Origin of the sequence: uncultured Paracoccus sp., assembly GCF_945915435.1 — a bacterium.
Classification (GTDB): domain Bacteria; phylum Pseudomonadota; class Alphaproteobacteria; order Rhodobacterales; family Rhodobacteraceae; genus Paracoccus.
Genome location: NZ_CAMEFG010000001.1, coordinates 112,637 through 130,115 on the forward strand (window position 1 = coordinate 112,637; position 17,479 = coordinate 130,115).

General features: G+C 64.2%; 18 protein-coding genes and 2 pseudogenes. 11 read left to right on the top strand and 9 right to left on the bottom strand.

What is annotated here, in order from left to right:
- Nucleotides 1-3: 3 nt before the first annotated feature.
- The 3 genes from xdhB to guaD are packed head-to-tail and all read left to right on the top strand — an operon-like array spanning nt 4 to nt 4,348.
- Nucleotides 4-2,307, top strand: coding sequence for a xanthine dehydrogenase molybdopterin binding subunit (xdhB, locus tag Q0O97_RS00570; RefSeq protein ID WP_294923255.1), 2,304 nt, complete (start codon nt 4-6; stop codon nt 2,305-2,307).
- The gene (gene xdhC, locus Q0O97_RS00575; protein ID WP_294923258.1) at nt 2,304-3,056 is read left to right on the top strand and encodes a xanthine dehydrogenase accessory protein XdhC; all 753 of its coding nucleotides are present in this window, start codon (nt 2,304-2,306) and stop codon (nt 3,054-3,056) included. Before xdhB ends, xdhC begins: the two co-directional genes overlap by 4 nt.
- Entirely contained in the window at nt 3,053-4,348 is a 1,296-nt protein-coding gene (guaD, locus tag Q0O97_RS00580; RefSeq protein WP_294923261.1) for a guanine deaminase, read from the top strand. Before xdhC ends, guaD begins: the two co-directional genes overlap by 4 nt.
- Nucleotides 4,349-4,945: 597 nt before the next feature.
- Here guaD and Q0O97_RS00585 read toward each other — a convergent pair.
- On the bottom strand, nt 4,946-5,893 hold the full coding sequence (locus tag Q0O97_RS00585; RefSeq protein ID WP_294923264.1) for a LysR family transcriptional regulator: 948 nt from the start codon (nt 5,891-5,893) through the stop codon (nt 4,946-4,948).
- Between the two features lie 108 nt (nt 5,894-6,001).
- Here Q0O97_RS00585 and Q0O97_RS00590 point away from each other — a divergent pair, with 108 nt between their 5' ends.
- The 7 genes from Q0O97_RS00590 (at nt 6,002) to Q0O97_RS00620 (ending at nt 11,411) form a co-directional block, all read left to right on the top strand.
- Nucleotides 6,002-7,189 (top strand): MFS transporter, encoded by a 1,188-nt coding sequence (locus Q0O97_RS00590; protein ID WP_294923267.1) that lies wholly within the window; start codon nt 6,002-6,004, stop codon nt 7,187-7,189.
- 1 nt (nt 7,190) lies between these two features.
- A complete protein-coding gene (locus Q0O97_RS00595) occupies nt 7,191-7,625 on the top strand; it encodes a cyclophilin-like fold protein (RefSeq protein WP_294923270.1) in 435 nt (144 codons plus the stop codon).
- Between the two features lie 10 nt (nt 7,626-7,635).
- Complete coding sequence (locus Q0O97_RS00600; protein ID WP_294923273.1) at nt 7,636-8,031, top strand: cupin domain-containing protein; 396 nt, start codon at nt 7,636-7,638, stop codon at nt 8,029-8,031.
- 18 nt (nt 8,032-8,049) lie between these two features.
- Nucleotides 8,050-9,066, top strand: coding sequence for a zinc-dependent alcohol dehydrogenase family protein (locus Q0O97_RS00605; RefSeq protein ID WP_294923274.1), 1,017 nt, complete (start codon nt 8,050-8,052; stop codon nt 9,064-9,066).
- 87 nt (nt 9,067-9,153) lie between these two features.
- Nucleotides 9,154-9,336: a hypothetical protein gene (locus tag Q0O97_RS00610; protein ID WP_294923277.1), complete on the top strand. Its 183-nt coding sequence runs from the start codon at nt 9,154-9,156 to the stop codon at nt 9,334-9,336.
- A 338-nt stretch (nt 9,337-9,674) separates the two neighbouring features.
- Nucleotides 9,675-10,628, top strand: a complete 954-nt coding sequence (locus Q0O97_RS00615; RefSeq protein WP_294923280.1) for an alpha/beta hydrolase — start codon at nt 9,675-9,677, stop codon at nt 10,626-10,628.
- A gap of 66 nt (nt 10,629-10,694) precedes the next feature.
- The gene (locus Q0O97_RS00620; RefSeq protein ID WP_294923283.1) at nt 10,695-11,411 is read left to right on the top strand and encodes a RibD family protein; all 717 of its coding nucleotides are present in this window, start codon (nt 10,695-10,697) and stop codon (nt 11,409-11,411) included.
- On the opposite strand, the gene Q0O97_RS00625 is transcribed toward Q0O97_RS00620, so the two are convergent.
- The 5 genes and pseudogenes from Q0O97_RS00625 to Q0O97_RS00645 form a co-directional block, all read right to left on the bottom strand.
- Nucleotides 11,393-11,686, bottom strand: coding sequence for a hypothetical protein (locus tag Q0O97_RS00625; RefSeq protein WP_294923286.1), 294 nt, complete (start codon nt 11,684-11,686; stop codon nt 11,393-11,395). The two genes, Q0O97_RS00620 and Q0O97_RS00625, sit on opposite strands and share 19 nt — an antisense overlap.
- Before the next feature lie 68 nt (nt 11,687-11,754).
- The gene (locus Q0O97_RS00630) at nt 11,755-12,036 is read right to left on the bottom strand and encodes a Rieske 2Fe-2S domain-containing protein (protein WP_366125235.1); all 282 of its coding nucleotides are present in this window, start codon (nt 12,034-12,036) and stop codon (nt 11,755-11,757) included.
- Nucleotides 11,978-12,202, bottom strand: a pseudogene (locus tag Q0O97_RS17450) (FAD-dependent oxidoreductase); the annotation flags it as partial. The pseudogene Q0O97_RS17450 and the gene Q0O97_RS00630, both read right to left, overlap by 59 nt.
- 20 nt (nt 12,203-12,222) lie before the next feature.
- A complete protein-coding gene (locus Q0O97_RS00635; RefSeq protein ID WP_294923292.1) occupies nt 12,223-12,660 on the bottom strand; it encodes an MOSC N-terminal beta barrel domain-containing protein in 438 nt (145 codons plus the stop codon).
- 226 nt (nt 12,661-12,886) lie between these two features.
- Nucleotides 12,887-13,599 (bottom strand): annotated as a pseudogene (locus Q0O97_RS00645) (glycine betaine ABC transporter substrate-binding protein); the annotation flags it as partial.
- 344 nt (nt 13,600-13,943) lie between these two features.
- Between Q0O97_RS00645 and Q0O97_RS17455 the strand changes: the two are divergent.
- The gene (locus Q0O97_RS17455; protein ID WP_366125233.1) at nt 13,944-14,099 is read left to right on the top strand and encodes a LysR family transcriptional regulator; all 156 of its coding nucleotides are present in this window, start codon (nt 13,944-13,946) and stop codon (nt 14,097-14,099) included.
- Between the two features lie 123 nt (nt 14,100-14,222).
- Here Q0O97_RS17455 and Q0O97_RS00655 read toward each other — a convergent pair whose 3' ends face one another.
- From Q0O97_RS00655 to Q0O97_RS00665, 3 genes are all read right to left on the bottom strand, one after another.
- Nucleotides 14,223-15,371, bottom strand: a complete 1,149-nt coding sequence (locus Q0O97_RS00655; protein ID WP_294923298.1) for an FAD-dependent oxidoreductase — start codon at nt 15,369-15,371, stop codon at nt 14,223-14,225.
- 356 nt (nt 15,372-15,727) lie between these two features.
- On the bottom strand, nt 15,728-16,387 hold the full coding sequence (locus Q0O97_RS00660) for a GntR family transcriptional regulator (RefSeq protein WP_294923301.1): 660 nt from the start codon (nt 16,385-16,387) through the stop codon (nt 15,728-15,730).
- A gap of 28 nt (nt 16,388-16,415) precedes the next feature.
- Nucleotides 16,416-17,429, bottom strand: a complete 1,014-nt coding sequence (locus tag Q0O97_RS00665; protein ID WP_294923304.1) for an asparaginase — start codon at nt 17,427-17,429, stop codon at nt 16,416-16,418.
- Nucleotides 17,430-17,479: the final 50 nt, after the last annotated feature.

Genomic DNA, 17,479 nt, shown 5'->3' on the forward strand with positions numbered 1-17,479 from the left:
CCGATGAAACAGGACAGCCAGATCAAGGGCGCGCCCCATAGCTCGATCCGTCACGATTCGGCGGAAAAGCACGTCACCGGCCGCGCCGAATATACCGACGACCTGCTGGAACTCGTGGGCACGCTGCATGCCTGCCTGGGCCTGTCGCAGGTCGCGCATGGCCGCATCACCGCGATGGACCTGTCGGCGGTGCGCGCCGCGCCGGGCGTCGTCTGGGTGATGACCGCCGAGGATATTCCCGGCGAGAACGATATCAGCCCCAACGGGTTGCACGACGAACCCATCCTTGCGCCCGGTCTGGTGCAGTTCCACGGCCAGCCGGTCTTTGCCGTCGTGGCCGAGACCCGCGACAAGGCCCGCCGCGCCGCCGCGCTGGCGCGGATCGACTACGAGGAACTGCCCCACGCGCTGGACCCCATCGCCGCGCGCGATGCGGGCATGGGCTATGTCACCGCCCCCCTGACCCTGCGCCGGGGCGATGCCGCGCAGGGGTTGGAGAAATCCCCCAACCGCATCGGCGCGCGCATGACGGTGGGCGGACAGGACCACTTCTATCTGGAAGGCCAGATCGCCATGGCCATCCCCGCCGAGGACGAGGATGTCGTCATCCACGTCTCGACCCAGCACCCGACCGAGGTGCAGCACATGGTCGCCCATGCGCTTGGCACCGCGGCGAATGCCGTGGTGGTGAACGTGCGCCGCATGGGCGGGGGCTTCGGCGGCAAGGAAACGCAGATGAACCTGTTCGCCTGCGTCGCCGCCATCGCCGCCAAGAAACTGGGCCGCGCCGTCAAGCTGCGCCCCGACCGCGACGACGACATGACCGCGACCGGCAAGCGCCACGATTTCGTCATCGACTATGACCTGGGCTTCGACGACAACGGCAAGATCCTCGCGGTCAGGGGCGATTTCTATGCCCGTTGCGGCTTTTCGTCGGACCTTTCGGGGCCGGTGACGGACCGGGCGCTGTTTCACGCCGACAACGCCTATTTCTACCCCGACGTGGAACTGCACAGCCATCCGATGAAGACGAACACCGTCTCGAACACCGCCTTCCGCGGTTTCGGCGGTCCGCAGGGCGTCATCGCCGCCGAACGCTTCGTCGAGGAAATCGCCTATGCCCTTGGCCGCGACCCGCTGGAGATCCGCAAGGCCAACCTTTACGAAAACGGCCAGCTCACCCCCTATCACCAAGAGGTCGAGGACCAGATCCTGCCCCGCATCTTCGCGGAACTCGAGGAAAGCGCCGATTATCACGCCCGCCGCCGCGCGGTGCTGGACTGGAACGCCAGGGGCAGCACCATCCGCAAGGGGATCGCGCTGACGCCGGTAAAATTCGGCATCAGCTTCACCGCCACATGGTTCAACCAGGCGGGCGCGCTGGTCCATATCTACAACGACGGCTCGATCCACCTCAACCACGGCGGGACCGAGATGGGCCAGGGCCTGAACACCAAGGTCGCGCAGGTCGTGGCCGAGGCGCTTGGCGTCAGCATCGACCGCATCAAGATCACGAAAACCACGACCGAAAAGGTGCCCAACACCTCGGCCACGGCGGCAAGTTCGGGCACCGACCTGAACGGGATGGCCGCGCTGGACGCCTGCCAGCAACTGGTCCAGCGCCTGACCGCCTTCGCCGCGCAGGAAAAGGGCGTCCCGCCCGAACTGGTCGAGATCGGCGAAACCGTCCAGATCGGGGATGAGCGGATCAGCTTCCAGGACTTCGTCCGCACCGCCTATCTGGCACGGATCCAGCTTTCGGCGGCGGGCTTTTACAAGACGCCCAAGATCCACTGGAACCGCGAGACCGGACGCGGGCGCCCCTTCTACTACTACGCCTATGGCGCCGCCTGTTCCGAGGTCTCGGTCGATACGCTGACCGGCGAATACGTGATCGAACGCGCCGACGTGATCCACGACGTGGGCCGCAGCCTGAACCCCGCGCTGGACAAGGGCCAGGTCGAGGGCGCCTTCGTGCAGGGTGCGGGCTGGCTGACCTCGGAAGAACTGTGGTGGGACGACAAGGGCCGGCTGCGCACCCATGCGCCGTCCACCTACAAGATCCCGCTGGCATCCGACCGGCCCAAGATCTTCAACGTCCGGCTGGCCGACTGGTCGATCAACCGCGAGGCGACGATCAAACGCTCCAAGGCCGTGGGCGAGCCGCCCTTCATGCTGGGCATCTCGGTCTTCGAGGCGCTCGGCCACGCGGTCGCCTCCTTCGACGATTACCGCACCTGCCCGCGCCTCGACGCGCCCGCGACGCCGGAACGGGTGCTGACGGCGATCGAGCGGCTGCGCAGATGATCCGCATCCGCGTCACCTCGGCCAAAGGCTCGACCCCGCGCGAGGCAGGGGCGCAGATGTTCGTGACCCCCACGGCGCTGCACGGCACCATCGGCGGCGGGCAGCTTGAATACATGGCCATCGACCGCGCGCGGGCCATGCTGGCGCGCGGCGAGACGCGGACCGAAATGGACATCCCCCTCGGCCCCGAGATCGGCCAGTGCTGCGGCGGACGTGTCGGTCTGCAACTGGAACGGGTAGCAAACCTTCCGCCCGAACCGCCAAAACCGCAGGTGCTGATCTTCGGCGCGGGCCATGTCGGACGGGCGCTGGCCCGCGCGCTGGACCTGCTGCCGGTCCGGCCCATCCTGATCGACCAGCGCCCCGAGGAGCTGGCGCAGGCCACCGGCCTCGTCACCCGCCTCACCCCCCTGCCCGAGGCCGAGATCCGCGACGCCCCCCAAGGCACCTCCCATGTCATCCTCACCCACGACCACGCGCTGGATTTCCTGCTGGCCATCGAGGCGCTCAAACGTCGCGACGCCCCCTATGTCGGCATGATCGGCAGCGCCACAAAACGCGCGCAGTTCCAGCGTTTCGCCCGCAGCCAGGGCGCCGACCCCGCGCGCCTGACCTGCCCCATCGGCGCCGGGCCGGACCGCGACAAACCCTGCCGCGACAAACGCCCCCAGATCATCGCCGCCCTGACCGCGGCCGAGATCGTCACGCGCCTGACCGCAACCATTTCTTCATCAGAAAAATACCCATGAAACATCTCATCCGAGGCCGGATCCTGAATTTCCACGCCGACCCCGCCACCAGCGAGGATTCGCACCGCTATTACCCGGACGGCGCGCTGATCACCGAAGGTGGCCGCATCGCCGCGCTCGGCGACTATGCCGAACTGCAGGACGGCACGATCCCGGAAACCGATCACCGCCCGCATCTGATCATGGCGGGCTTCATCGACCCGCATATCCATTTCCCGCAGGTGCAGGTGATCGCAAGCTGGGGGGCGCAGCTTCTCGACTGGCTCAACACCTATACCTTCCCGTCCGAGGCGCGCTTCGGTGATCCCGCTCATGCCGCGCTCATGGCCGAGGCGTTTCTCGACCTGCTGCTGTCGCACGGCACGACCTCGGCGCTGGCCTTCTGCTCGGTCCATCCCCAATCGGCGGACGCGCTTTTCGCCGCTGCGCAATCACGCGACATGGCGATGATCGCAGGCAAGGTGATGATGGATCGCAACGCCCCCGACACGGTGCTGGACACGCCGCAACAGGGCTATGACGACAGCAAGGCGCTGATCGCCAGATGGCACGGGCGAGGGCGCCAGCGTTACGCGATCACGCCGCGCTTCGCGATCACCTCGACGCCCGAACAGATGGAGATGGCGGGCCAGCTCGCCCGCGAACATCCCGACTGCCACATCCAGACCCACCTGTCCGAAAACCGCGACGAGATCGCCTATACGCTGGAGCTTTACCCGCAGGCACGCGATTATCTGGACATCTACGAAACCCACGGCCTGCTGGGGCCGAAGCTCATGCTCGGCCATTCGATCCACCTCGAGCCGCGCGAGATCGCCCGCATGGCCGAGACCGGCAGCCGCGCGATCTTCTGCCCGACCTCGAACCTGTTCCTCGGCTCGGGGCTGTTCGACGAGGCGGGGTTGCGCGCGGCGGGCGTCACCAGCGGCATCGCCACCGATGTCGGCGGCGGCACCAGCTATTCCATGCTGCAAACCCTGAACGAGGGCTACAAGATCCTGCAATTGCGCGGCCAGAAGCTGCACCCGCTGGCCGCCTTCCACTGGGCCACGCGCGGCAACGCCATCGCCTTGGGCCTTGAGGACCGCATCGGCACGCTAGACCCCGGCACCGACGCCGATTTCATCGTGCTGGACGCCCGCGCCACCTCCGCGATGGCCCTGCGCATGGAACGCGCCGAAACCCTGGCCGAAGAACTGTTCATCCTGCAAATCCTGGGCGACGACCGCGCCATCCGTCAAACCTATATCGCGGGTAAGCCTATGCTGAAAGGCAGGCCGGAAAGCGGCTGAAAAGATTGCTCACAAGACGGTCTTCCTGCGAAAGCCGAACCCCGCCGGCGCAAGATGCAGGTTCCACACACGGGATGATCGCTTGACCCGCGTCAATACTGATCGAACTCCTGCTGCGGCTGAATGAAAGGCCTGCGGCAGGTCAATATGGGACTCGATTTCCATTGTGCGATTGAAGATAGTATCCGCCCTTCTGTAAACAGCCTGAAAGGCCAAGCTAGAGATGGCGAGATAGTTCAATGGCGGTAAGAAAAATTTATCCTCAAACGTTCAATTCTCGCAATTTCCTGCTTTGGGGAGGAATTTCTCTTGCTCTATTCTATGCGCTTATTATTATAATATTGTGACATATAAAATCTGACCACCCAGCAATATTCCTTATTATTCCAGCGCAGCTGATTTTCATCCTATGCAAAATATTACCGTTTTTCTTCAACGGATTTCCTTATCTTGCAACGGCAGGCATGGCCTTTACAGTTTTTGTGGTTGTATGGTGCGAAAATTCAGGCGAAAACGCCGCTGGCGTCGCCTCTGCCTTCAGCGTAATGCTGTCGGTGACGGCAATCGTGATGCAGCCTTATCTCTTGCAACATTTGATCAAATTGCGGTTGGTGCTTTTGAAGGGTGCGGGCCGGATCTGAAAGGAAAATATCCACCCCTGTGTCTTAGTGCGTCGACGATGACCCTGAATGCGGGCAGGTTCTGTCGGCGGCTGGGGTAATAGAGGAAATATCCGTCGAACATGGGCGACCAGTCGTCCAGCACCTGTATCAGCGCGCCGGATGCGACCTGCGCGGCAACGATGTCCTCGGGGACATAGGCGATGCCGTAGCCACTGACCGCCGCGTCGATCATGGCGTAGGAATTGTTGAAGGCCAGTTGCCCGTCCACCCGGACCCGCAACTCCTGCCCGTCCTTCTCGAACTCCCAGGCATAGAGGCCGCCTGCGCTCTCATGGCGCATGTTGATGCAGATGTGCCGGATCAGATCGCGCGGGTGCTGCGGCGTGCCATGTTCGGCCAGGTAATCGGGCGAGGCTACGGCCACCAGCCGCCAGTCGGGGCCGATGCGGACGGCGATCATGTCCTTCTCGACGCTCTCGCCCAGACGGACGCCGGCATCGAAACCGTCCTCGACGATATTGCGAAAGCTGCTGTCGAGGATCAGTTCGACGCTGATATCCGGGTAGTCGCGCAACACCGGCTTCAGCTTCGGCCAGACCACGCTTTCCAGCGCATGATCCGACAGCGTCAGCCGGACGCTTCCCGATGGCTTGTCGCGCAGCGCGGTCAGGGCGGCGATTTCTTCCTCGATCTCGGCCAGGCGCGGGGTGATGGTGTGCAGCAGGCGTTCACCCGCGGGCGTCGTGGTGACGCTGCGGGTGGTGCGGGTCAGCAGGCGGATGCCCATGCGGGTTTCCAGTTGCTTGATCGCGTGGCTCAGCGTCGATTGCGCCACGCCGATCCGGGCCGCCGCGCGGGTGAAGTTGCGCTCTTCGGCCAGGATGCGGAACCAGGTGAGCTGATTGAGGTCGGTCTTTTCCATTGCGCCAGATTAATCGACCTGTTCGATAGGTCCAATCAAAATGAAACGGGTAATCGGCAAGGTGCGGACCAGCTATATCCGGCGCGAACCCGGCAATCGGAGCATCGGATGGTTTCCACCGTGGAACAGACCGGCAGCAAGCCTGCCGCATGGGGCGCCGTGCTGTCGATGGCGCTTTGCGTGGCGATGCTAATCGCCTCGGAATTCATGCCGGTCAGCCTGCTGACCTCGATGGCCGAGGGGCTGGGCGCCACTGAGGGCCAGACCGGGCAGGCGATCTCGGTCAGCGGGTTGTTCGCGGTTGTGGCCAGTCTGCTGGTGACCACCGTAGCGGGCAGGCTGAACCGCAAATGGGTGCTGGTGGCGCTGACCGGGCTGATGCTGCTGTCTCTGGTGCTGGTCGCTGCTGCGCCGAATTTTACTATGCTGATGATCGGGCGGGCGGTCCTGGGTATCTGCATCGGTGGCTTCTGGGCGTTGGCGACGGCGGTGATCATGCGGCTGGTGCGGGCGGCGGATGTGCCGCGCGCGCTGGCGCTGATGTATGGCGGGCAAGCCATCGCCGCCGCCTTCGCCGCGCCGATCGGCAGCTATCTCGGCGGGATCTTCGGCTGGCGGGCGGTGTTCTGGGCGCTGGTGCCTATCGTTGCGGTCAATCTGGTCTGGCATGTGGTCGCGCTGCCCTCGCTGTCGGCGCGCACGCGGCAGGACGTCCGGGCGCTGTTCGACCTGCTGAAGCGGCCCTATTTCCGGCGCGGTCTGATCGCCTGTATGCTGTCCTGGGGCTCGGCCTTCAGCATGTTTACCTATCTGCGCCCCTTCCTGGAACAGGTGACCGGCGTCGACGTGACGACGCTTTCGGCGCTGCTGCTTCTGCTCGGCTGTGCCGGCTTCATCGGCACCTGGGCGGCGGGTCGTTTCATCAAGGGCAATGCCGCGCCCTTCCTGAAGCTGCCGGCGCTGGTCATGGGCGGGGCGACGCTGGGGCTGCTGTTTCTGGGCCATTCGGTCATCGCCGCGGGTCTGTTCATGGCGATCTGGGGCGCGATGAACACCATGTTCTCGGTGATCTGGATGACCTGGATGTCGCAGAATGCCGATGACGCGCCCGAGGCCGGCGGCAGCCTGATGGTGGCCGCGATCCAGGGGGCCATCCTGCTGGGCGCGGTGGTGGGCGGGCTGCTGCTGGACGGTCTCTCGATCCGGGCCACCTTCGTCGGCAGCGTGGTGCTGGCCATCCTTGCCCTCGCCCTGATCCGTGACGGCAGGCACATGCTGAAACCGAAAGGAGCCTGAGATGGCCATCTCCCGCCGCAACCTGCTGGCCGCCACCGCCGCCAGCCTCGCCCTGCCCACCTTCCTTCGCGCTCAGGACGACACCACCATGCGGATCAGATTCCTCTTCGCCGATCAGAACTTCACCGCCACGTTGGAAAACGCCCAACCCGCCCGCGAGTTGCTTTCCATGCTGCCGCTGGATCTGACCATCACTGATTACTCGACCAACGAAAAGATCGCCTACCTGCCGCACAAGCTGGCCGGGGACGGCGCCACCCGCTTCGGCAACGAGGCCATCGGCGATCTCTGCTATTATGCGCCCTGGGGCAACCTGGCAATGTTCCATGCCCCCTATCGCTGGTCGCGCGGGCTGATCCGGCTCGGGCGGCTGGATGGCGGCCCTGCGCCGCTGCTGGTGCGTGGCGAGCATCCGCTGCGTATCGAAACCCTGTAAGGAGGTTCCCATGCAGATCTTTCGTTCCGGGCAGACACCCTCACGCCCCGGCCCCGCCGAGTGGTTCACCGGCCGCGTCCGCATCGACGCGCTCTTCAACCCCGCCGCGCCGGACCGGGTGCAGGGCGCCCATGTCACCTTCGAGCCGGGCGCCCGCACCGCATGGCACACCCATCCGCTGGGCCAGACGCTGATCATCACCTCCGGCCTCGGCCGCGTCCAGCGCGAAGGCGGCCCGGTCGAGGAGATCCGCCCCGGCGATGTCGTGTGGTTCGAGCCGGGAGAAAAGCACTGGCACGGCGCCGCGCCCGAGGTCGCCATGACCCATATCGCGCTGCAAGAGGTCCGGGACGGCAAGGCCGTGGACTGGCTGGAGCATGTCAGTGACGCCGAATACGGCACCTGAACCGAAAGGGACCCGACCATGAAAGCAACCGTCCTTCACGCCCCCGGCGATGTCCGCTTCGAGGATGTGGCCGAACCGCAGATCCTCAAGCCCACCGATGCCATCATCAGGCTGGCCGCGACCTGCATCTGCGGGTCCGACCTGTGGCCGTTCCGTGGGCTGCAACCGCTTGATGAGCCGATGCACATGGGCCACGAATATTGCGGCACCGTGATCGAGGTCGGCAGCGCCGTCACCTCGGTCAGGCCGGGGCAGTTCGTCGTGGGTTCCTTCGTGCTGTCCGACAACACCTGTCCGCATTGCCGCCACGGCTTTCAGTCGTCATGCGAACAACGCGAGTTCATGACCGGCGCGCAGGCACCTTATGCCCGTGTGCCGCTGGCCGACGGCACGCTGGTCGCGCTTGACAGCCAGCCCGACGACGACCTGATCCCCAGCCTGCTGGCGGTCTCGGACGTGCTGGGCACCGGCTGGTATGCGGCGGATGCGGCGCGGGTGCAGCCCGGCTCGACCGTCGCGGTCGTGGGCGACGGCGCCGTGGGCATAATGGGCGTGCTGGCCGCCAAGCAGATGGGCGCCGAACGCATCATCGCCATGAGCCGCCACAAGTCCCGGCAGGATCTGGCGTTGGAATACGGCGCGACCGACATCGTGACGGAACGCGGCGCCGAGGGCGTGGCCCGCATCCGCGAACTGACCGGCCATGTCGGGGCGGATTCGGTGCTGGAATGCGTGGGCACCGACGAATCCATGCATCAGGCTATCGACTGCGCCCGCCCGGGCGGCTCCATCGGTTTCGTCGGTGTGCCGCATGGGGTCGAGCTTGCTGGCGACTACCTGTTCTTTGCCCAGAAGAACCTGCTGGGCGGCCCGGCCCCGGTGCGTCGATTCATGCCGCATCTGCTGGACCTCGTGCTGTCGCGCAAGATCAACCCCGGCAAGGTCTTCGACCTGTCCCTGCCGCTGGAGGACGTGGCCGAGGGCTATCGTGCGATGGACGAACGCCGTGCCATCAAGACGCTTTTGCGGGTGTAAGGGCATGGAGCATACGCATCTTGGCCGCACCGGCCTGCGGGTCAGCCGCATCACGCCTGGCACGATGGCGGGCCGCAATCGCCCGATATGGCGCAGGGTTATGGCACATCCGAGGAAATCATCAGCGACTGGCTGGCGCAGGACGCCTCGCGCCGCGACAGGATCGCGCTGGCCACCAAGGCCTATCAGCCGATGGAGACCGGGCCGAACGACAAATACCGTCCGCCTACCACTTCCGCCGCGCCTGTGAGACCAGCCTCACGCGGCTGAAAACCCACCACATCGACCGGGCGACGCCCTGGGAAGAGATTTGGCAGGCGATGGTCCCGCACGGTCGAGCAGTTGCAGCAGAACCTGAAGGCGCCATCGGTCAAGCCCTCGGGCGAGGTGCTGGCCAAGCTGGACGCAATCTGGCCCGGACCGAGCGGCGAGGCGCCGCAGGCCTGTGCCTGGTAGCACCCAACCCATGAACGGAAGGAGACATCCCGTTGAACGATCGCCTCAATCGCAGAACCCTGCTTCGGGGAACTGTCGCCGCAAGCACGGCCATCATGCTGGGCGCCGGGTCCAGCCTGGCGCAATCCTCACCCGCAACCGGAGACAATGCCATGAACCAGGACTGGGACAAGACCTTCCCCCGCAACGAAAACGTCGATCATGAGAAGGTGACGTTCACCAACCGCTACGGCATCACGCTGACGGGCGATCTCTATCTGCCCAGGGACCGCAACGCCCGTCTTCCGGCGCTGGCCATCGCCGGACCCTTTGGCGCGGTGAAGGAACAGGCGGCGGGTCTCTATGCGCAGACGATGGCGGAACGCGGCTTTGCCACGCTGGCCTTCGATCCGTCCTTCGTCGGTGAAAGCGGCACCGGCATCGCCCCGGTCGCCTCGCCCGATATCAACACCGAGGATTTCATGGCCGCCGTCGATTACCTTGGCCTGCACCCGTCCGTGGACCGCGAGCGAATCGGGATCATCGGCATCTGCGGCTTCGCAGGCATGGCACTGAACGCGGCGGCGGCGGACAAGCGCGTCAAGGCCGTCACCACCACTAGCATGTATGACATGTCGCGTGTCATGGCGCGCGGTTATTACGACGCGCTGTCCGCCGAAGATCGCGCGCAGATGCTGGACCAACTCAGCCGCCAGCGTTGGGCCGATGCCGAAAGCGGCACGCCTGCACTGGCCGGCGGTCTGCCCGACAGCCTCGAGGGCATCGACGATCCGGTCGTCACCATGTATTGGAACTATTACAAGACGGATCGCGGCTATCATCCGCGCTCGGTGAACTCGAATGCGGGCTGGACCGTGACCAATCCGCTGTCCTTCATGAACATGCCGCTGCTGACCCATATCGCGGAAATCGCGCCGCGCCCGATCCTGCTGATCGCGGGTGAAAACGCCCACTCGCGCTATTTCAGCGAGGATGCCCATGCAGCCGCCACCGAGCCGAAGGAACTGGTGATCATCGAGGGCGCCGATCACGTCGATCTCTACGACCGCATGGACAAGATCCCCTTCGACCGCATCGCCGCGTTCTTCGGCGAACATCTGGCGTAACGTAAGCCACCGCGCGGGGAAACTGTGGCACGGGCTGCACCGCGGAGATTTCGGAAAGGACAAGACATGAACCGGCCCTATGTCATCATTCACACCCATACCGCGCTTGATGGCGGGATCAACTCGATGGACCTGCCCGAGTTTCGCGCGGGCAGCCGGCATTACCAGGACATCGCGCTGACGCCCGGTCGGCAGCGGCTGGACATCGACGCCTATCTGAACGGCAAGCGCTCGACCGAGGACAACATCACCCATTACAAGGTGCCGCAACTCGATGAAAACGCGCCCGAAGTCCCGGCGGGCGATTTCCTGACCGAACCCGATGCCCGGATGTTCTATGTCTCGATCGACCCGCGCGGGGAACTGGCGCTGGAAAACACCGCGCTCGACTATGGCGGGGTCAGCGCCCATTTCCTTGAGGTGCTGTCCGAAAAGGCCAGCAATGGCTACAAGGACTATCTGCGGCGCAAGGGGATTTCCTACATCATCGCAGGGGCCGAGCAGGTCGACTACCGGGTGATGCTGGAAAAACTCAAGGCCCTTGGCATCGAGCGGCTGATGGTCGGCGGCGGCGGCACGATCAACTGGTCCTTCGTCCAGAACGGGCTGGTGGATGAGATCAGCATGGTGCTGGCGCCCATCGCCAACGGCAACCCCGACGCGCCGCGCTTCTTTACCGCGCGCGAGCCCTACAGCCGGGTGACCCCCGTCGCCTTCGACCTGATCGGGGTCGAGGATATGGGCGATGGCGTCCTCTGGCTGCGCTACAAGGTCAGGAAATAGCTGCGGGTCCCATCCGCCCATCGCATCGGCGGAACCGGGATCGAGCAGCCCAAGGGCGGCCTGCCTGATCGCGGCCCGCCCGACATTCGCGCGGCGCTGAAGCCTTCCATCGCATATTTCGCAGGCGCATAGAGGCTGGTTCCCGCGCCCGGTGCCCGGCGCGCGATCAAGGTGATGTTGATGATGATATGGCCGCGCTGGCGGGCGCGCATACGATCCCCGGTTTCAAGGACATGGTTTGCCAGCGCCAAGCCAAGACCGCGGGAAATTTCCATGATGAGCCAGGTTTTCAGCCTTGCCTCGAAGGGGTGAGCCGTTGCGAAACAGGGGCCGCGAAAGGCTGTCAATGCAGGACATGGACGTTCCGGCCCCAGATCTCGATCCTGTAGCGGGGCAGTCTGCCGCAGCCGGGGGGCACATTGTGCGGCTGACCGGATTTCAGGTCGAATTCGGCGAAATGCAGCGGGCAGACGATCCTGCCGGATTCCATGAAGCCTTCCGAAAGGGATGCGTCCGCGTGCGGGCACCTGTCGTTCACCGCGTAAAGCTGCCCGCCTGTCCTGGCGGGCGTAAAGCACGACTTCGCAGCCGATCTGCCGCGCCGCCGCCGCGATTTCCAGGTCAGGCCAGCCGCCGCCCACGATCCCCACCCGCAAGCCGGGCCGCAGGGCCTTGCGGAAACGGGCGGCGTCCTCGACGGTGCGGATGGCGTGGACACGGCCATCCCCGCGATCAAGGCCGGGAAGGCGGCGGACGGACCCGCCGGTTGCCAGCACCAGCTTGTCATAGGGGTGACGCCGACCGTCCTAGGTCAGCACCTCTTTCGTTTCGCGGCAAGCGATTGGCGGCTCAGCAGGTGAATCGGCTGCATCGAATATCTGCGTTCGGCGACGGTCGAGCCGACGCGCTCGCCATAGCGGACCAGGCCGACCCTTGTGCCGATGATACCCTCAAGCCGGTCGAAGAACGCGGTTTCACCTTCGCAAAACCACTGCTGGCGATCATGGGAAAGCTCGATCAGGCTGTCGTCGCGCGTTCTGGCATTGAGGGCAGGTGCGATGTTCCACTTTCTCATCAGCGACGGATAGGCCATCTGTCCGCTTTGCAGTTCAAACAGCGCATGGGTGCGATCGCCCCGCAGGCCCCCGGCATCCATGCGGGCCAGCTCAAGCCGCTCGCCTGCCAAGGAACTGACGGGGTAACGCCAGATCTCGAGAAGCTTGCCGATCGTCGTGGTCCGTTCATTCATCGCTGCTGTCCTGTGTTGTCTGTGCCGGGGCATCAACCAGTGCCCCGACAGACTGCCGGCACGAGGCAGGTAAAAAACCTGTCCATGACGCTGGCAAGCGCAATGATCGACAAAAGGCCTATTGCGCAGCCATGACCGACCATCTTTCGACCAGGTCGGCATGGCTTTCCCACCAGGCATCCACGGCTTGTTCCACGGTGATGCCCTCATTCATGTCGGCACTGATCCGGGTGATATCCTCGATAGGGATGAAAACGCTGGCCAGCGCCTCGCGGATAAGGGGGTTTTCAGCCGAAAACCCCTTGCCTGCAATCCAGTAATAGGTCTGCGGGGGCGCATCGTGCCGTTGGGGTCGGCGAGGAACTTGACGTCAAAAGCCCCGGCCATCCACGACGGTTCCCACAGCATCGCCACGATAGGTTCCTCGCGTTCCAGCGCAAAACTCAGCGCGGCGATCATGGCTGCGGTCGAACCGTCGATGATCTCGTAATCCAGGGCGTATTCATCCACGGCATTGGCGACATTGCGCCTCAGCCCCGAACCGGGTTCGATGCCGATGATCCTGCCATCAACCTGGTCACGGACCGAGTTCAGTTGATCGATGGAATCGACATCCATATAAGAAGGAACGACCACCCCTTGGTCAAGACCATGAGACAGCACCGAAACCTTTTCCAGGCGCATGTGATTCCTTGCCCAATAATCTTCGGTCACATAGTTGATCTGGGACGCAAGAATATCAACATCACCCCTTGTCAGCGCCCCGAATGAGATCCCCCATTCCGAGAAGCCGATCAGCTCCACCGTATAGCCCTGATGCTCCAGAAATTTCCTGATGATGAGGCTGATGGGATTAAGGTCTTCCCATACCATGCCGCCCATGCGGATGGTTTCATCTTGCGCCGCTGACACACCGGCGCCCATTGCGGTGCAGGCCATTGTTGCGGCGATCCTGAAAAATTGCGCATTCGGTTGCCTTCCTGTTGTTTTAGCTTGTTGCGATGTCAGATCGGCGCTTGCACTTGCAGCTTCAGCGCACGAACCGTTTCGGTTAACCGTTACGGCCCACCAGGTTGCAGGCCTGCGGCAAAATTATCATGGGGGAAGGAAATTCCAGCCTTCGAAAAATCTTCCCTCTCCATGAAATGAATCTATGAATGATCGCCCGCTTCCGCCGGCCATCCATAGCCGCCGGGGGCCGGGCGTCGGAAATGCGGTCGCGCCCGATGGGCATACGATCGATCTGGCTTATGATCGCCGCAAAACGGCCAGCGAGGTGAGCCATGTCCGAAAGCTTGCGCAGGCAGATTTCATCGCCCGGCGCCCTCTTCGCCTTCAAGGCGACCGCGCGCCTGGGCAGTTCCGCGGCCGCGGCGGTGGAAATGAATGTGACCCAGCCATCCATTTCCTATCGATCAAGAACCTTGAAAAGCACCTGAAAACAAAGCTTTTTGAACGACGAGGCCGCCATATTGCCCTGACGGAAGATGGAAAGGCGCTTTACCACGCAATCGAAAGGGGTTTTTTCCCATTATGCGCCCCGGATTTTTTTCGATATTCCTTCAGGTTTCCTTGCCGGCTCGAAAGAACCGCCATTTCGTGGTGGCGCGCACGCCGATTTCGGTCAGCCAGGCCGGGTATCCCCGGTTCGGCCTGGTCTTGGCGTTCAGGATGTCGTTCGAGCGGGACTTTTGCCCCAGCCCCAGTTCGGCCAGCGCCTTGCCCCAGCCGGTGCCGCGCGCGACCTCGGTGCCGTTGCAAAAGGCCGCGCCATAGACGCGATCCGCAAGCTCGCCGAAGATCATGCCGCCGTTTTCGGCAATGGTCAGCAACCCGCCCCAGCTATGCGCGTAGCCGATATGGGCCAGTTCCGGGTAACGCCGCTGGAACGCCACCTCGTGGTGCTTGCGGGCATATTCCACGTCGCCCAGGTTCGAGCGGAAGTTGCGGGCATAGGAATAAACGTTGCGCAGGAGCAGCCGGTTGTCGTCGGTCAGCCGCATGGTCGCGCCGAAGCTTTCGGCCGGGATGACGCCGAAGGGTCCGCTGGCGCCGATCACGGCCATCTCGGACGGCGTCAACAGCCGGGCCATCAAGGCATAGGTATAGAGCTTCGGCAGCGCCGCAGCCATGTTCACCAGGTATTTCGTCGGCTGCATGAGGATGGTGCCGGGGGTGTGGATCGCCGCGAAAGAATGCTTCGATCCGGTGCGGGCCTGGATTTCCTCCCGTCCCAGCCAGCGATGTTCCTTGCCGATCTGCTTCAGCGCGGCGGACATTTCGGTCAGGCATTTCTGCCCGCGTTCCGTCGCCGCGGCATGGTATTTGCCCGCAGGGTCCCAGTCGCAATCGACGCCCATTTCCTCGACCGCCTGGCGAAGATAGTCGATCCCCTCGCTGTTGACGTGGAACTCTTCCTCGTTGCCCTTTTTATCCTCGGCAAAGTGCTTGTTGCGCGGATTATGCGCCAGATCGATCGCAAAACCGGCGCAACGGCCGGCCGCGCCGTCGCCGATGCGCCCGGCATCGACCAGGACGACACGGGCGTCGGGGGTCAGCTTGCCCAACCGGCGGGCACAGTGCAGTCCGACCCAGCCGCCTCCGACGACAAGATAATCGCAAGCAATATCAGCATCCAACTGATTGGCTGCGGGCCGAGGACCAAGTGCGGCGAACCAACCGGAACGGGTTGGCTCCATATGGACAGGCATGATTTTCGTGGCAGGATCGGCGTGATTTTTCTGGTCCGAACCTACATCACCGGGTTAGCCGGCGTGATGCCGGAAATTTCCCGCTCGGGATAGAATGGGTTTATGAATAGACCGATCTGGCCTTGGCGAGAGACAAGCTTCTCCGAAACGCAAAACCTGTCAGGGGTGTGATCTGGAAGCCCACGCAATGACGCGATTGCCCGCCCACAGGACCGCAGCACTGCAATGACGCCGCTGGTTTCGCGTCCCATGCGCGGACAGGTGATCGAGGAAACGGCGAACCCGCGCCCTGCGGTGCTGGCCTTCCTGCTGTGCCCGTTCGCCCGGCGCCACGCATAACGGTCAGCGGTGGGCGGTCAGCTTTCAGAGCCTTCCAGTTTTTCGCGGATGATGGTGATGGTGGCTTCCAGATGGCGGTGGTTCAGCGTCACCGCATGTTCGCAATCGCCCTGGCGATAGGCGGCAAGGATGGCGCGGTGGTCGATGTTGCTGCGCTCGATCTCGTCGTCACGCCCGTAAAGCGACATGGCGACATAGGGCATCGCGGCGTCCTGAAGGCTTTCGACGATGCGGAACAGGCGGGTTTCGCGGTGGCTGAGCCAGAAGATCGCGTGAAAGTGCCGGTTCATCTGCGACCATTCTGTCATGTCCGTGGTGGCGGCCATGCGGGCGATCATCCCTTCGGCCTCGGTCAGGCTGTCGTCGGCGACCAGGGGAAAGCTGCGGCGGATCAGGATCGGCTCCAGCGCCAGCCGCAATTCGTAGATGTCGCAGACATCGGGCAGCGTCAGGCCGCGCACCATGTTGCCGCGATGCGCGTCCGAGACCACCAGCCCTTCCGCCGCGAGTTCGCGCAGGGCCTCGCGCACGGGGGTCGAACTGACGCCGAATTCGGTGGCGATGTGGTTCTGGCGCAGATGCGCCCCCGCTGGCAAGGTGCCGCTCAGGATCCGTGCGCGCAACTGCCGGGCGACGAATTCCGAGGCGGTGCGGGGCCGGGTGACGGTGCTGTCCATGATGATCGTTTCGCAAGCGGTCGAGGGGCTAGGCCCGTGAATGGATCTCGAATATGGGGCGGATCGCTTGCGGCTGCGCGCCGCCCGCCTGAATCGCCCAGATCAGGATGCGCGCTTTCAGGGCCGAGAGCCAGCCCCCCATCCATGCGCCCCGCTTCGCCAGGTCGATCTCGGACCCGGCATAGCCGTAGGTGGCGCGTGTGGTCGGCCCGGTGTCGCAGCGCGAGCAGACGACGACCGGGCGGCGTGGCGCGTATTGCCCGACCAGCCCGGCCAGCCAATAGGGCACATGGCCCGCCCCGAAACCGGCGATGACCACGGCCGAAAACGCATCGGAACTCAGCGCATGGCGCAAAAGGCCCGGTCCCATGCCCAGGGTCATGGTGACCAGCGCAACCTCGTGATCGCTGCGCCGGGGCGGGGACAGGGTGTGGCGCGGCAGGGGCGGGGCGAAATAGACCGGGCTGCCCTCGACCATCCGCCCCAGGGCGCCCGCCGGACCGGAATGGAAGGTCTGCACCGCCAGCGCATCGCTTTTTCGCACCCGCCGCGCGGCGTGGATCGTGTCGTTCATCACCACCAGAACACCGCGCCCCGCGCTTTCTGCGGCCTGCGCGGCTTGCAGCGCCGCTTGCAGGTTGGCGGGTCCGTCCGCCCCGGCACTGTCGGGCGTGCGCATGGCGCCGGTGACGATCAGCGGAATCCGGTGGGTCCAGAAGAGGTCCAGAAACCACGCGGTTTCCTCGATCGAATCGGTGCCCTGGGTCAGGACGATGGCGCTTGCGCCCTGCGCGGCGCGGGCCTCGCACCAATGCAGGACGTCGATCATGTCGCCCAGCCCGATCGAGGCGCTTGGCAGTTGCAGGATGCCGTGGGCGCTGACCGGCAGGGCCGGGACAAAGCCGGGGATGCTGTCCAGCAGCGCCTGCGCCGTCAGACTGGGGGTGACGCCGCTGCCCGGATGCGGGCGCGTCATGGCGATGGTGCCGCCCAGGCTGCCGATGGTGATTTCGCCCATTGCCAGATGCTCCGTATTATGCATTGTATATAATCCTAAGCGAAAGAGCGGTGCAAGGTCCCCGACCTTCGACG

Coding starts and splice junctions, on each gene's coding strand:
- xdhB (WP_294923255.1), top strand. CDS start 4: ATGAAACAGGACAGCCAGATCAAGGGCGCGCCCCATAGCTCGATCCGT.
- xdhC (WP_294923258.1), top strand. CDS start 2,304: ATGATCCGCATCCGCGTCACCTCGGCCAAAGGCTCGACCCCGCGCGAG.
- guaD (WP_294923261.1), top strand. CDS start 3,053: ATGAAACATCTCATCCGAGGCCGGATCCTGAATTTCCACGCCGACCCC.
- Q0O97_RS00585 (WP_294923264.1), bottom strand. CDS start 5,893: ATGGAAAAGACCGACCTCAATCAGCTCACCTGGTTCCGCATCCTGGCC.
- Q0O97_RS00590 (WP_294923267.1), top strand. CDS start 6,002: ATGGTTTCCACCGTGGAACAGACCGGCAGCAAGCCTGCCGCATGGGGC.
- Q0O97_RS00595 (WP_294923270.1), top strand. CDS start 7,191: ATGGCCATCTCCCGCCGCAACCTGCTGGCCGCCACCGCCGCCAGCCTC.
- Q0O97_RS00600 (WP_294923273.1), top strand. CDS start 7,636: ATGCAGATCTTTCGTTCCGGGCAGACACCCTCACGCCCCGGCCCCGCC.
- Q0O97_RS00605 (WP_294923274.1), top strand. CDS start 8,050: ATGAAAGCAACCGTCCTTCACGCCCCCGGCGATGTCCGCTTCGAGGAT.
- Q0O97_RS00610 (WP_294923277.1), top strand. CDS start 9,154: ATGGCGCAGGGTTATGGCACATCCGAGGAAATCATCAGCGACTGGCTG.
- Q0O97_RS00615 (WP_294923280.1), top strand. CDS start 9,675: ATGAACCAGGACTGGGACAAGACCTTCCCCCGCAACGAAAACGTCGAT.
- Q0O97_RS00620 (WP_294923283.1), top strand. CDS start 10,695: ATGAACCGGCCCTATGTCATCATTCACACCCATACCGCGCTTGATGGC.
- Q0O97_RS00625 (WP_294923286.1), bottom strand. CDS start 11,686: ATGGAAATTTCCCGCGGTCTTGGCTTGGCGCTGGCAAACCATGTCCTT.
- Q0O97_RS00635 (WP_294923292.1), bottom strand. CDS start 12,660: ATGAATGAACGGACCACGACGATCGGCAAGCTTCTCGAGATCTGGCGT.
- Q0O97_RS17455 (WP_366125233.1), top strand. CDS start 13,944: ATGTCCGAAAGCTTGCGCAGGCAGATTTCATCGCCCGGCGCCCTCTTC.
- Q0O97_RS00655 (WP_294923298.1), bottom strand. CDS start 15,371: ATGCCTGTCCATATGGAGCCAACCCGTTCCGGTTGGTTCGCCGCACTT.
- Q0O97_RS00660 (WP_294923301.1), bottom strand. CDS start 16,387: ATGGACAGCACCGTCACCCGGCCCCGCACCGCCTCGGAATTCGTCGCC.
- Q0O97_RS00665 (WP_294923304.1), bottom strand. CDS start 17,429: ATGCATAATACGGAGCATCTGGCAATGGGCGAAATCACCATCGGCAGC.